Source organism: Desulforamulus hydrothermalis Lam5 = DSM 18033 (genome assembly GCF_000315365.1).
GTDB classification, from domain to species: Bacteria; Bacillota; Desulfotomaculia; order Desulfotomaculales; family Desulfotomaculaceae; genus Desulfotomaculum; species Desulfotomaculum hydrothermale.
On the sequence record NZ_CAOS01000015.1, the window covers coordinates 106,944 to 120,723 of the forward strand.

A 13,780-nucleotide genomic window follows, 5' to 3' on the forward strand; every position below is an offset into this window, starting at 1 on the left:
AAAAGAACTCCTATAAGGTTGGTAAAATTTCCTTCACCCGGTCCACCGCGTCAGACAAGGGCAGCAAATCCGTTTGCCCGGAACGACGCTGGCGCATCTCCACCAACCCTTCCTGCACTGCCTTACTGCCTACCACTATCCGTAAGGGGTAACCCACTAAATCAGCATCCTTAAATTTAACGCCAGGGCGTTCTGGACGATCATCCAAAACAGCTTCTAACCCTGCTCGGTTAAGTTCCTGGTAGAGCTTTTCCGCCAGCTGCATTTGGGCGTCATCTTTGGCTGACACCGGAATCACCACTACATGGTAGGGAGCAATAGCGGCCGGCCAAATAATACCGTCTTGATCGTGGTTTTGTTCAATGGCTGCTGCCATTGTGCGGGTCACCCCGATGCCGTAGCAGCCCATGACAATATGCCGCTCCTTGCCATGTTCATCCAGAAAAGTTGCTCCCAAAACTTTGCTGTATTTGGTTCCTAACTTGAAAATCTGGCCCACTTCAATCCCCCGGGCCTCCTGTAGTTGAGCGCCGCATTTGGGACATGGCTCACCGGCTTTTACCATACGAATATCTGCCACCAGGTCGGGGGTAAAGTCCCGCCCCGGATTCACATTAATCAGGTGGGTGTCGGTTTTGTTGGCACCCGCCACAGCATTGGCCAGGGCCATTACTTCCGGATCAGCCACAATGCGTATATTGGCTAAACCAACCGGCCCTACATAACCGGTAGGAGCCCCTGTGGCTTGCCGGACGGCTTGTTCGTCTGCCAATTCAAGGTTAATTGCCTGCAGGGCGTTAAGCAGTTTTACTTCGTTGACGTCATGATCACCCCTGACCAGAGCTGCCACGACATCCCGCTCCGTTTTATAAATCATGGTTTTGATAACCTGGCAGGGTTCCACACGCAAAAAGGCTGCCACTTCCTCAGCAGACTTTTGACCGGGGGTGCTGATTTCTTGCAGTTGACCGGCCTGGACTGCAGGATCAAGGCCGGCTGCCGGGGTAGCAGCGGCTTTTTCTACGTTGGCTGCGTAATCACAGGCATTGCAATAAAGTATGGCTGCTTCGCCGGATTCGGCTAACACCATAAATTCATGGGTGGTGCTGCCGCCGATAGCCCCGGAATCTGCTTCCACCGGCCGACAGGTTAAACCGCACCGTTTAAAGACATTGGTATACGCCTCATGCATTTTGCGGTAGCTGATATCCAGACCCGCTTCATCCAAATCAAAGGAATACAGGTCCTTCATAATAAATTCCCTGCCCCGCATGAGTCCGAACCGGGGCCGTCGTTCATCCCGGTACTTGTTGGTAATGTGGTACAGCATTAAAGGCAATTGCTTGTATGAACGAACCTCATTGCGCACGGTAACTGTAATAACTTCTTCATGGGTGGGAGCCAAACAAAAATCCCGCTCATGACGATCCTTTAAACGGAACAGTTCCGGGCCGTAAACCTGCCACCGGCCGGATTCCAGCCACAACTCCGCCGGTTGAATGATAGGCATCAGCATTTCCTGCCCGCCTTGCTTGTCCATTTCCTCACGGATAATCTGCATAATTTTCTTTAATACCCGCTGGGCCAGCGGCAGATATGTATATATGCCGGAAGCCGTCTTCCGAATAAAACCGGCCCGCAACAAAAGCCGGTGGCTGACCACTTCAGCCTCCGCCGGCACTTCTCTTAAAGTAGGCAATAACATTTGACTGACGCGCATGTCTTAATCCTCCTGCTGTAAACTTTTGCTTGAGATGTTGTGGTATTTGCTGCAAACCGCCTTACCTTATAACTTTTCTATTTCCTTCATCAGTTCTGCCAGAAGATTTTCCTCAGGAACCTGGCGGATAATCTTGCCATGGCGAAATAGTAAACCCATTCCCCTGCCGCCGGCTATACCCACGTCAGCTTCTCTGGCTTCGCCCGGTCCGTTAACGGCGCACCCCATCACCGCCACTTTTATGGGTTTTTCAAGGTGAGCCAGCTTTTCTTCCACTTGTTCGGCCAGTTTGATCAGATCAATTTGAGTTCTGCCGCAGGTGGGGCAGGAGATCAACTCCGCGCCACGCTGTCTTAAACCAAGTGCTTTAAGAATTTGCCAGGCTACATATACCTCATGTTTGGGATGACCGGTCAATGATACCCTTATGGTATCGCCAATTCCCTGAGCCAACAGGGCACCAATGCCAACTGCTGACTTAATGGTGCCGCTTTTCACAGTGCCTGCCTCGGTTACTCCCACATGCAGCGGGTAGTCTACCCGGGCCGACAGTTTGCGATAGGCCTCCAGCATCAAGGGAATATGAGAGGCCTTGAGGGAAACTTTAATTTCCCGGTAATCCAGTTCTTCCAGCAAGCTAATATGGTTTAAGGCACTTTCTACCATGGCATCCGCAGTTATGCCGCCATATTTTTTCAGTAACTCCTTTTCCAGCGAGCCGGCATTTACCCCGATGCGAATGGGCACCCGGCGCTCACGGGCAGCAGCTACAACCTCCCGTACTTTGTCTTTGCCACCGATATTACCGGGGTTGATCCGCAACCCGTCCACGCCGGCCTGTAAAGCAGCCAGAGCCAGCCGATAATCAAAATGAATGTCAGCGATTAAAGGTATGTTAATGCTTGCTTTAATGGCCGGCAAGGCTGCCGCGGCTGCCTGATCAGGTACGGCTACCCGGATTACCTCACAACCCGCCTGCGTAAGTTCATTAATCTGTGCGACGGTAGCCTGGGCATCCCGGGTATCGGTGTTGGTCATAGACTGAATGACAACCGGCGCCCCCCCGCCAATTTGTACCGATCCCACCATCACAGGGCGTGTTTTTTTAAATCTCATTTTAACCTCCGTCAGCGATTGCCAAACATGAGTGAAACTATGTCGTTATAAGTAATTACTACCATAAGCAACAGCAATAAGCCAAAACCGATCAAATGAATAAAACTTTCTTTAGATGGTTCCACCGGCCTGCCGCTGATTTTCTCCCAAAGTAAAAACAGCACCCGACTGCCGTCTAAAGCCGGAATAGGCAACAAGTTGAACAGTCCCAGGTTAATGCTTAAAAAGGCAGCCAATTGCATTACCTGAAAAATGCCAAACTCAGCTGCTTTGCCGATTTCGCTAACCACCCTGACCGGCCCTCCCAAATCAAGGGGAGCCTGTTGAGTAAACATTTGACCTAAAAAGGCCAGGATTAAACCGGATATCTGGATAGTAAAGGAAGTACCTTTAGCCAGGGCAGAAAAAGGATCCATTTTTTTCAAAGCCGGCTTTATGCCCATTTTATACTGGCCTGATTTATCTTTAACGGCAGTAGCTGTCAGATTGAGTTCCTGATTATCCCGGCGCACCTTCACTTGCAGCGGCTGTCCGGGGGTTCTGTTGGTCGCCGCAACCAATTGATCCCAGGTTTGTACAGGCTGGTTATTGACGGCAACAATTACATCGCCGATTTGCAAGCCGGCTTGCTGGGCAGGCGAACCGGCAAGGACTTCGCCAACTTTGGTAGTTGACGGATCCGGTACTCCCTGCACCATTAAGATTAAGGCAAAAAGAACCGCCGCCAGTACAAAATTCATAAGCGGTCCGGCAATAATTACCGCTGCCCTTTGCATGGCGGATTTATGATTAAAGGTTTGTTCAACCGGAATATCTTTATCTGCCTCTTCATTTGGATCCATACCGGCCATCCGCACAAAACCACCCAAAGGCAGCAGGCGCAAGTTGTACCTGGTACCGCCCCGGTGGAAGCCAATGATTTTAGGACCAAACCCCAGTGAAAACTCATGCACCAGTATTCCTACTCTTTTAGCAACCAGAAAGTGGCCCAACTCATGAAAAAAAATCAATAAACCAAAGACAACCACCGAAGCGATAAATGTTTGCATAACTTCACCTCTACTGTCTTTTGATGATTTTTTGAGCTTCTGCCCTAGCCCAGCTGTCAATTTGAATAATCTCATCCAGACCGGCAGGGTTTACAGGTTGGTATTTGTCCAGGGTTTTAGCTACAATATAGGGTATATCTAAAAAGTTAATACAGCCTGCCAAAAAAGCATGTACGGCAACTTCATTGGCAGCATTTAATACCGCCGGTGCCGCCCCGCCCTGCCGTCCTGCCTGATAAGCCAGCGCCAGTGCAGGAAAACGCTCAGTATCCGGCTCCTCAAAGGTTAATCCTTTAAGCCGGTTAACCTGCAGGCGGGGCAGTTGGTTAAACCAGCGTTCCGGGTAGCTCAGGGCATATTGGATAGGTATGCGCATGTCCGGCATTCCTAAATGAGCCAGCAGTGAACCGTCGCCATATTCTACCATTGAATGAATAATACTCTGGGGATGAATTACCACATCAATTTGGTCATAGTCCACATTAAACAGCCATCTGGCTTCGATAACCTCCAGGCCTTTATTCATTAATGTGGCAGAATCAACGGTGATCTTTTGTCCCATGGACCAGTTGGGATGCTGCAAAGCCATGGCAGGCGTAACCTGCTTAAGAGCGGCCTGATCCAGCTGCCGGAAAGGACCGCCCGAGGCAGTAAGCAGCAATCTTTGCACAGCCTGTCGGTTTTCTTCTTGTAAACATTGCCAGATGGCAGAATGTTCGCTGTCCACAGGCAGGAGGGAAACCCCGTATTGCTCCGCCAGCCCTGATACATATTGACCGGCTGCCACCAAAGTTTCTTTATTGGCCAATGCAATTTGCTTCCGGGCTTTAATGGCAGCACAGGTTGGTATTAAACCTACCGCACCGCTTAAGGCGGTTACCACCAGGGAAGCCTCGGCACAAGTTGCCACTGTAATTAAACCATCCAAGCCGTAATGAATTGCCGGTCGGTAAGCACAGCCGGCCAATTGTTCTTGCAGCCATTTGGCATCTTCGGCCAGTTCCAAGGATACCAGCCGCGGCCGGTAGCGTAAACATTGCTGCAAAAAGGCCTGACGGTTTCTGCCGGCCGCCAGCGCAACTACTTTCAAACGTTGAGGAAAAAGCTCCACAACCTCCAGGGTTTGTCTGCCAATGGAGCCTGTACTTCCTAATATGGCAATATACTTCATGCTTTGGCACCTCAGTTATTTTATTTCACCCTTGGAGTGGGAATTCCTGCTTTAATAACTGCCTGTACGGCAATTAACAAAATAGGCCCGGCAACCATGCCCAAAAACCCCAATACCTTAAAACCTACAAACAAGGCCACCAGGGTAGCCAAAGGGTGCAGTCCCAGGTTGGTGGCCACCACTTTGGTTTCCAAAAGCTGCCTGGTAACCAAAATAACCAGGTATAAAACCAGCAGTTTGCTGCCAAAAACAGCATTGCCGGTCAAAAAGGACCAGCCCACCCAAGGCAGCACAACCGTGCCCGGTCCCAGCACAGGTATTATATCAAAAAAGCCGATCAACAGGCCCATTGTCAAAGCATATTCCGCCCCAATTAAGTATAGGCCGATAATACTGATTAACGTGCTTATGCTAACCAAAACACCTTGTGCCTTTAAATAAGATACAAACGCCTCTACCACTTCTTTTATCACTTGCAGGCTTTGTTCACCGTAAGGAGCCGGCCACACCCGCAACCACTGCCTGGTTAAGACACGCCTGTCCTTACTGATAAAATAAGTGGCAAGAAAACTGACAATTATTAATGTAATAATTCCCGGTACTGCTGAAAACGTACTTAACAGTGAATTAAGCGTAATGCTTAAGAAATCTTGCAAAGTTTGCGCCGCTGAACCAAAGGACTGTTGAATGTAATCCGTAACTGCCGGCGGCAGTTCACCATAAAACCGGTAAAATTTCGGCAATGATACTTCGACCCAGTGCTGTATATCAAGGATTATGTATGGCAAGGTTTTGGATAAATGAATCAATTCAGCTGTCAGCCGCAATAATAACAGGGTAATAACAGATCCCACCAAAGAAAGTAAGAACAACATGGCCAGTGCTACGGCCGGACCTCGGGACAGGCGGACCTTGCTCTGCAATACCCCGACTACCGGTTCCAGTAAAAAGCTGATAAACAAAGCAATAATAAAAGGAGTAATTAAGGGAAGGACAAATGTAACCCCTTTGATGATATACTGTGATATTTTATCTAAGATAAAGAAAGCTGCTAAAAGAAGTAGACCCGCCAATACGTAATTCAAGGCGGTCTTCAGCCACGACGGCAAACTTCTCACCTCAATAAATTTATATTCAAATTATAAACAGTTTAACAATGTAGTATACCAAAGGGGTGGTAATCAGCAGGCTGTCAAAACGGTCCAATATACCCCCGTGACCTGGGATAAGATGTCCGGAATCCTTCACTCCGGCCTGTCTTTTGATGGCTGATTCAAACAAATCACCCAATAAGGAAGCAATCCCAACCAGAGCTCCCAACAATACAACCGGCTGCACAGGCAGGTCAGGCAAAAATTGCGCCAGCAAACAGGCTGTCAGGGCTGCACCCGCGACTCCTCCCACAGCACCTTCAACGGTTTTTTTGGGGCTAAGCAGCGGTGCCAGCTTATGCCGGCCTATTGCTCGCCCCACAAAGTAGGCAAAAGTATCGCTGGCCCAGGTGGTGGTTAATATTAACAGCAACCAGGCCAAGCCTCCGGGGAGCTCCCGTGTCAGGTAAAGAAAAACCAGGTTTCCTAAATATAAAGTAGCTGCCAAGTTAGCAAAAACATCTGTCGGCGTTTTTTTAGGGTAACAAAAGACTAACCACAAGAGATTAATCAGCACTAACAAGACATAAATAACATTAATTATTGTATCTTTATATTGGTATGCGCCGGCAAACAGAATTAAGCCTCCGATTTGTATTATCCAACCGGCAGGTTGCAACCCCAGACCTTTAAGAATGGTTGTCATCTCTAATGCAGCTGCCGTAAATATCAGCATGGTTATAAGCCAGAGCAACCAACTGCCATACCAGGCAGCCAGCAGGGCTATCGGTATTCCCACCAAGGCGCTCAGCACTCGCAAGTGCAGCAATTTGTCCACCAACCTACTTTTTAATTAATCCACCAAAACGCCGTTCCCGACTTTGATAAGCCAGTATGGCTTGGATTAGATGAATCCGCCTAAAATCAGGCCACATCACATCAGACAGCCAAAATTCCGTGTAAGCCAGCTGCCAGAGCAGAAAGTTGCTGATTCTATAATCGCCGGAAGGCCTTACCAGCAAATCAGGATCCGGCAGACCCGCTGTATACAAATGCTCACTGATTAATTTTTCATCAATATCTTTTACATCAATTTTATTTTCTTTTACCTGCTGAGCTATTTTAATTACGGCGTCTGTAATTTCTTTGCGGCCGCCGTAATTAAGAGCCAGATTCAAAATTAAACCGGAGTTGCCGGCGGTAGTGCGGCAAGCATTTTCCAACGCCTCCCGGGCACCTTGAGGCAACTCTGACAAGCGACCGATGGCATTGATTCTCACATTTTTGCCATGCAACTCGTCCAGTTCCTTATGCAGATATTCTACCAGCAAATTCATAAGAAAATTAACTTCTTCTACCGGCCGTTTCCAGTTTTCTGTGGAAAAAGCATAACAGGTTAATACTTGAATACCTAATTCAGAACATAATTGAACAATATTGCGCAAGGACTCCACTCCGGCCCGATGCCCCAAGGATCTGGGCATACCCCTCCGCTGGGCCCAGCGGCCGTTACCGTCCATGATTATGGCAATATGATGCGGCAGCCTGGTGCGGTCCAAGGATTGCAGGAGCCGGTTTTCATCCTCCGGTGACTGGTATCTGTTAAACAGACCGGTAATTTTCTTAAACATTACATTAAGCCTCCAATGTAAACAACCCCCTTCCGGATTTGAAGGGGGTTTACTCATTACTCTTCAATAATGGCTCCGGCAGGGCAAATATCCATACATGTCCCGCAGTTCTCGCATGCCATGGTAATTTTAAAGATGTCGCCCTCCTCAATGGCATGGTAGGGGCAAGTCTCCAGGCAGGTGCCGCAAGCTATACACTCATCTGTGATTTTATATGCCATGGTGTATACCTCCTTTCCCCTTCTCCTCACATGCCACTGTTAAAATCACCTGATCTCCCTGGGTCTGCATTTTTACCACTCGCTTTAACCCGTCAGGATTGCGGCGGGGCGGCCCTGTCATAATAACACTTGTCCGGCAACCTTGTTTTTGCAGCAATGAAAGCGCATCATCAAGCCGGTAGCCCAAAACATCGGGGATCATTAGACTTGCATAATCTCCTGTTCTTTGGATTTTACCATTTCATCAATTTCTTTAATATATTTGTCCGTGATTTTTTGCAAATCTTCCTGGCCCCGTTTCACTTCATCTTCGGGCACACCTTCTTTTTGTTTAACCTTCAGTACATCGTTAACATCCCGCCGGATATTACGAACAGCCACACGGCCTTCTTCCGCTTTTTTCTTCACAACCTTTACCAGCTCGGTCCGGCGTTCTTGGGTTAACTGAGGTATTACCAAGCGCACAACAGTACCGTCACTGGTAGGCGTAATACCCAGATCAGACTTTAAAATAGCTCTTTCAATTTCCGGGATGACGCTTTTATCCCAGGGTTGAATAACCAGCATCCGGGCTTCCGGTACAGAAATATTGGCAAGTTGGTTTAGTGGGGTAGGTGTTCCATAATACGAAACGGTCACCTTATCCAACAAAGCAGGGGTTGCACGACCGGCCCGTAAAGAAGCAAATTCTTTACGAACAACTTCCACAGTCTTTTTCATATTATCTTCTGCAGAAGATATAATTTCTTTAATCATTTAATTCCCCCCCAACAAAGGTTCCTATCCGTTCCCCAAGGATTGCTCTTTTAATATTGCCTTCTTCGTTTAAATTAAACACCAGCAAAGGTATTTGGTTATCCATACAAAGCGAAACGGCGGTAGAATCCATAACCTGCAGGCCACGATTCAGCACTTCAATATAAGACAGTTCATCGAACTTTCTGGCATTGCGGTTCTTTAAAGGATCGGCTTCGTAAACCCCGTCGACCTGCTTGGCCATCAATATAATTTCCGCCTCAATTTCAGCCGCCCTGAGGGCTGCCGTTGTATCAGTGGAAAAATACGGGTTACCGGTACCTGCCGCAAAAATAACCACCCGTCCCTTTTCCATGTGTCTGATGGCACGGCGCCGAATATATGATTCAGCCACCGCCCGCATTTCAATGGCAGTCTGTACCCGGGTGTCCACATCATGTTTTTCCAGGGCATCCTGGAGAGCCAGTGAATTTATGACAGTGGCCAGCATACCCATATAGTCAGCGGTAGCTCTGTCCATGCCTTTGGTGCTGCCGGAAATCCCCCGCCAGATATTACCGCCGCCAACCACAATGGCCAACTGCACTCTTAATTCAATGATGTCCTTGATCTGCCTGGCAATAGAGTTTACGACATCGGGATCAATGCCGTATCCTTTTTGCCCTGCCAGCGCTTCGCCGCTCAATTTCAGGATAACCCGCCGAAACTTGGGAGTTACCATAAATGGGTGTCCTCCAGTCTGGTAGTTCTGTTATTCTACAATCTTTTTCAAAGTCCTTTAGCTTCTCATTAAAAAGTATTAGCACTTGATTTGTGCTGCCACTTCAGCGGCAAAATCATCCTGACGCTTTTGCAGGCCTTCGCCCATTTCATAGCGGGTAAAACGACGCACGTCAATCTTTTCACCGATCTTGGCAATAGCTTCGTTAATCACCTGTTGTACGGTCTTGTCACTGTCCTTAATGAAGGGCTGCTCAAGCAGGCACACTTCTTTGTAATACTTTTCAATGCGGCCCTCAACCATTTTTTCAACAATTTTTTCGGGTTTACCTTCATTTAATGCCTGGGCTCTTAAAATTTCACGTTCTTTTTCAATCGTTTCGGCAGGCACTTCTTCGCGACGCACATATTCCGGTTTGGCAGCCGCAATCTGCATGGCAATATCCTTAGCCAGGGCACGAAAATCTTCGTTTTTGGCCACAAAATCAGTTTCACAGTTGATTTCTACCAGGACCCCGATACGGCCGCCACCGTGTATGTACGCTTCGACAATGCCTTCGGCGGCAATTCTGCCGGCTTTCTTAGCAGCAGCAGCCAGACCCTTTTCCCGCAGGAATTCAACAGCTTTCTCCATATCGCCGCCTACTTCCGCCAGGGCTTTTTTGCAGTCCATCATACCGGCGCCGGTCCGCTCTCTCAGTTCTTTTACCATACTTGCAGAAATTTCTGCCATGACAAATATCCTCCTTTATCCTGCCATTATCATGATTATCTAATATGCGATATCAGGTTAATTAACCTTGTGGTATTATAACCACAATTATAACCTGACAAACCCTTAGCTTAAGGCTAACTCCCATGTTATACCATTTAAAAGAACGTATAAAAAAAGGTAGGGGCCTCCCGTGTTTGCAGACGCCCTCTACCTAACACTCTACTCTGCGACTTGTTCACCCTGTTTACCTTCCAAAACAGCATCAGCAATCTTGGCGGTAAGCAGCTTTACTGCCCGAATAGCGTCATCGTTACCGGGAATTACGTAATCAACCTCATCAGGATCGCAGTTTGTATCAACAATGGCTACAATGGGAATGCCGAGCTTGCGAGCTTCTGCCACTGCGATGCGTTCCTTCCGGGGATCAATTACGAACAGAGCCCCGGGCAGACGGCGCATATTCTTAATGCCACCAAGGAATTTATCCAGTTTCTCTTTTTCATGCAGAAGCCGGGCAACTTCCTTCTTTGGCAAAACGTCAAAGGTGCCGTCTTCTTCCATACGCTCCAGTTCATGCAATCTATCAATACGCTGACGGATGGTTTGGAAGTTGGTCAGCATACCACCCAGCCAACGCTGATTCACATAGAACATACCGCAACGTTCGGCTTCTTCCTTAACAGCCTCCTGAGCTTGCTTTTTGGTTCCTACAAACAACAGGCTACCGCCTTCTGCAGCCAGCTGTTTTACAAACTCATAGGCTTCTTCCACTTTTTTAACGGTTTTTTGCAGGTCAATGATATAAATACCGTTGCGATCAGTGAAAATATAAGGAGCCATTTTGGGGTTCCAGCGACGGGTCTGGTGGCCAAAATGAACGCCTGCTTCCAATAATTGCTTCATGGAGATAACTGCCATAGCTAGTTACACCTCCTCCCTGCCGTGTTTTTAAACCTCCGTTACCCTCATCTCCGGCAAGACCTTAGCAAACAGGCAACCTTGCACGAATCAGACAACGTGTGTAATTAACACCAAGGGATATTTTAGCATAATACATCAGACAGCGCAAGTACCATATGCCTAACAAATTAAAACTCAGGTGCCCCGGGCACCCAAGTTAAAAACTGTCCGCCAATCTTCTGCGGCGGATTATAATCCCCTTTAGCTCCTGTCTTTGCACCGACCGCATTGAGCTGCGCACCGGTGCCGGAGCGCCACTCCCGGCCCGTTTTGTCGGCCGCAATGGCTCCAAGCTCATCAAGCGCCGTTACCGGTGCTTCAACAAGTTGCCGGCAGGGGATGATAAACCACACCTGTATCTAACTTTCCCTTAAAGTCAGATGCCAAAAAGCCCCTTAGTTTTAATTATGCTTGAGTCTTTGTAGTTCTTCGATCAACCTGTCGTTCAATACCCTGATGTAAGTCCCCTTCATCCCCAGGGATTTGGATTCAATAACGCCGGCACTTTCAAACTTGCGCAGTGCGTTTACAATTACCGAGCGGGTAATGCCCACCCGGTCGGCAATTTTGCTGGCTACCAGTACTCCTTCGTCGCCTTCCAGCTGTTCAAAAATATGCTGTACAGCATCCAACTCAGAGTAGGACAGGGTTCCCAGGGCAATCTGTACGGCTGCTTTTTTGCGAGCTTCCTCTTCCATACGGCCGGCCCGGGCGCGTAAAATTTCCATAGCAACCACAGTAGCACCGTATTCAGCCAAAATCAAATCTTCGTCTGTAAAGTTCTGGTTAAACTTAGCCAGAACCAGGGTACCCAAACGAGAGCCTGCCCCCACAATCGGCACCACTGTTGTTACTTTGTTTTGACCCTTGCACTTTTCTTCTTCAAAGAAAACGCAAGCATCATAAGCCTGGCAAAAGTTAGCATGAGTTTCGTTAATGCCTAACAGGCTTTCGTTATACTCCTCCGGAAAACGTTTGGAACCTTCTACAATGTCTTTCATAATGTCACAGGAAAATTGCGGCATAAACTTGTAGCCCAGAGCGCGCCCCCGGCGATCAATAATATAGCAGTTGCACTCAATATTATCAGACAGTACCTCTGCAATCTCACCAAAATCAACCGGGTATCCTGCGGATTTTTGCAATAACTTATTGATAGTGCGAGTTCTTTCCAATAGACTTCTCATTCTGTCACTCTCCCTGCTTTGATTAATGATTAGAGAATATAACGACTTAAATCACGGTTTGCTACAACATCTTTTAGTTTCTCACGAACGTAAGCACTGTCAATCGTGAATGACTGCCCTTTAAGCTCGGGTGCCTCAAAGGAAATGTCTTCCAGTAACTTTTCCAGTATGGTATGCAGTCGTCTGGCACCTATATTTTCATTTTGTTCATTAACAGTATAAGCAATATCTGCGATTTCTACAAGTGAATTTTTGAAAATTCTATCTTAACCCCTTCAGTCAACAAAAGTTCAGTGTATTGTTTAATCAAAGAGTTGCGTGGCTCTGTCAGTATTTGTTCAAAGTCACTTCTGCTCAAACTTTCCAGCTCAACACGGATAGGAAATCGCCCTTGCAACTCCGGAATCAAATCCGAAGGTTTGGTTATATGAAAGGCACCGGCAGCAATGAACAGGATATGGTCAGTTTTAACCGGACCGTACTTAGTCATCACGGTGGATCCTTCTACAATAGGCAAAATATCCCTTTGCACGCCCCCCCGGGAAACATCCGCACCGGCATGGCTGCCTTCTCTGGTAGCAATTTTATCGATTTCGTCCAGGAAAATAATCCCGTGCTCCTCAGCCCGTTTTACCGCCTGCGCGGTTAACTCATCCATATCAATAAGTTTTTGGGCTTCCTGCTGGGTTAGAATTTTGCGGGCCTCCTTAACGGTAACCTTGCGTCTGCGTTTTTTTCTGGGGAAGATACTGCCTAAAACATCCTGCATATTGACGCCCATTTCTTCAACACCGGTGTTACTGAAAACCTCCAGCATGGGCATGTGGTTATCTTCCACTTCAATTTCCAAAAACTCGTTTTCCAGTTCTCCCCGAGCCAGTTTTTCCCGCAATGTTTCCCTTTCAAACTTTATCCGGCTGTGCTGCTGTTCCCAAGCCTTATTATTGTCATCCTGGTTGTCCGGCATGCCGCCAAATAACATTTCAAAGGGATTTTTGGAAGGCGCAGGCCGTCCGGGCAAGGGAGCCAGCAATTCAACGATACGCTCATCAGCCATGCGTCTGGCTCGTTCTTCAACCTCCTCCATCTTCTCCTGTTTCATCATGCGGATGGAGGTTTCTACCAGATCCCTGACCATTGACTCAACATCCCTGCCCACGTAGCCTACTTCTGTAAACTTGGTTGCCTCCACCTTAACGAAGGGTGCTCTCACCAGCTTTGCCAGACGGCGGGCAATTTCCGTTTTACCCACACCGGTGGGCCCGATCATTAAGATATTTTTCGGCACTACTTCGTCAATCAAATCTTCCGGCAACTTACTGCGGCGATATCTGTTTCGCAAAGCCACCGCCACTGCTTTTTTCGCCTTTTCTTGCCCGACAATATATTTATCAAGTTCAGCGACAATTTCCCTTGGGGTCAGGGCCTCCATCGGCTCAACTC

Annotated in this window: 15 protein-coding genes and 1 pseudogene; all 16 read right to left on the reverse strand. The window is 47.8% G+C overall.

All coding sequences use genetic code 11. The annotated features are described in order from the left end of the window. Positions 1-10: 10 nt before the first annotated feature. Positions 11-1,720, reverse strand: a complete 1,710-nt coding sequence (locus DESHY_RS13040; protein ID WP_008413451.1) for a proline--tRNA ligase — start codon at positions 1,718-1,720, stop codon at positions 11-13. Positions 1,721-1,786: 66 nt separating this feature from the next. Continuing rightward, complete coding sequence (ispG, locus tag DESHY_RS13045) at positions 1,787-2,836, reverse strand: flavodoxin-dependent (E)-4-hydroxy-3-methylbut-2-enyl-diphosphate synthase (protein WP_008413452.1); 1,050 nt, start codon at positions 2,834-2,836, stop codon at positions 1,787-1,789. 11 nt (positions 2,837-2,847) lie between these two features. Then, positions 2,848-3,885, reverse strand: coding sequence for an RIP metalloprotease RseP (gene rseP / locus DESHY_RS13050; protein ID WP_008413453.1), 1,038 nt, complete (start codon positions 3,883-3,885; stop codon positions 2,848-2,850). 10 nt (positions 3,886-3,895) lie between these two features. Continuing rightward, positions 3,896-5,056 carry a 1-deoxy-D-xylulose-5-phosphate reductoisomerase gene (locus DESHY_RS13055; RefSeq protein ID WP_008413454.1) on the reverse strand — a complete coding sequence of 387 codons (1,161 nt, stop codon included), beginning with the start codon at positions 5,054-5,056 and terminating at the stop codon, positions 3,896-3,898. Between the two features lie 20 nt (positions 5,057-5,076). Continuing rightward, the gene (gene ytvI, locus DESHY_RS13060; protein WP_008413455.1) at positions 5,077-6,165 is read right to left on the reverse strand and encodes a sporulation integral membrane protein YtvI; all 1,089 of its coding nucleotides are present in this window, start codon (positions 6,163-6,165) and stop codon (positions 5,077-5,079) included. Positions 6,166-6,190: 25 nt separating this feature from the next. Continuing rightward, positions 6,191-6,985, reverse strand: coding sequence for a phosphatidate cytidylyltransferase (locus DESHY_RS13065; RefSeq protein WP_337999098.1), 795 nt, complete (start codon positions 6,983-6,985; stop codon positions 6,191-6,193). A 4-nt stretch (positions 6,986-6,989) separates the two neighbouring features. Continuing rightward, on the reverse strand, positions 6,990-7,778 hold the full coding sequence (locus DESHY_RS13070; protein ID WP_008413457.1) for an isoprenyl transferase: 789 nt from the start codon (positions 7,776-7,778) through the stop codon (positions 6,990-6,992). A 56-nt stretch (positions 7,779-7,834) separates the two neighbouring features. After that, positions 7,835-7,999 (reverse strand): 4Fe-4S binding protein, encoded by a 165-nt coding sequence (locus tag DESHY_RS13075; RefSeq protein ID WP_008413459.1) that lies wholly within the window; start codon positions 7,997-7,999, stop codon positions 7,835-7,837. Beyond that, a complete protein-coding gene (locus tag DESHY_RS13080) occupies positions 7,989-8,201 on the reverse strand; it encodes a PASTA domain-containing protein (protein ID WP_008413461.1) in 213 nt (70 codons plus the stop codon). Before DESHY_RS13080 ends, DESHY_RS13075 begins: the two co-directional genes overlap by 11 nt. Then, positions 8,201-8,755 (reverse strand): ribosome recycling factor, encoded by a 555-nt coding sequence (gene frr / locus DESHY_RS13085; protein ID WP_008413463.1) that lies wholly within the window; start codon positions 8,753-8,755, stop codon positions 8,201-8,203. The genes DESHY_RS13080 and frr overlap by 1 nt, the downstream gene beginning before the upstream one ends. After that, positions 8,748-9,476 (reverse strand): UMP kinase, encoded by a 729-nt coding sequence (gene pyrH, locus DESHY_RS13090; protein WP_008413464.1) that lies wholly within the window; start codon positions 9,474-9,476, stop codon positions 8,748-8,750. The genes frr and pyrH overlap by 8 nt, the downstream gene beginning before the upstream one ends. Positions 9,477-9,554: 78 nt before the next feature. Next, complete coding sequence (gene tsf, locus DESHY_RS13095) at positions 9,555-10,208, reverse strand: translation elongation factor Ts (RefSeq protein ID WP_008413465.1); 654 nt, start codon at positions 10,206-10,208, stop codon at positions 9,555-9,557. Between the two features lie 201 nt (positions 10,209-10,409). Further along, the gene (gene rpsB / locus DESHY_RS13100) at positions 10,410-11,108 is read right to left on the reverse strand and encodes a 30S ribosomal protein S2 (RefSeq protein ID WP_008413466.1); all 699 of its coding nucleotides are present in this window, start codon (positions 11,106-11,108) and stop codon (positions 10,410-10,412) included. A 170-nt stretch (positions 11,109-11,278) separates the two neighbouring features. Continuing rightward, positions 11,279-11,503, reverse strand: a complete 225-nt coding sequence (locus DESHY_RS13105; protein WP_048818168.1) for a hypothetical protein — start codon at positions 11,501-11,503, stop codon at positions 11,279-11,281. 48 nt (positions 11,504-11,551) lie between these two features. Then, the gene (gene codY, locus DESHY_RS13110) at positions 11,552-12,337 is read right to left on the reverse strand and encodes a GTP-sensing pleiotropic transcriptional regulator CodY (RefSeq protein ID WP_008413467.1); all 786 of its coding nucleotides are present in this window, start codon (positions 12,335-12,337) and stop codon (positions 11,552-11,554) included. Between the two features lie 29 nt (positions 12,338-12,366). Further along, positions 12,367-13,769 (reverse strand): annotated as a pseudogene (gene hslU / locus DESHY_RS13115) (ATP-dependent protease ATPase subunit HslU). Between the last annotated feature and the right edge of the window lie 11 nt (positions 13,770-13,780).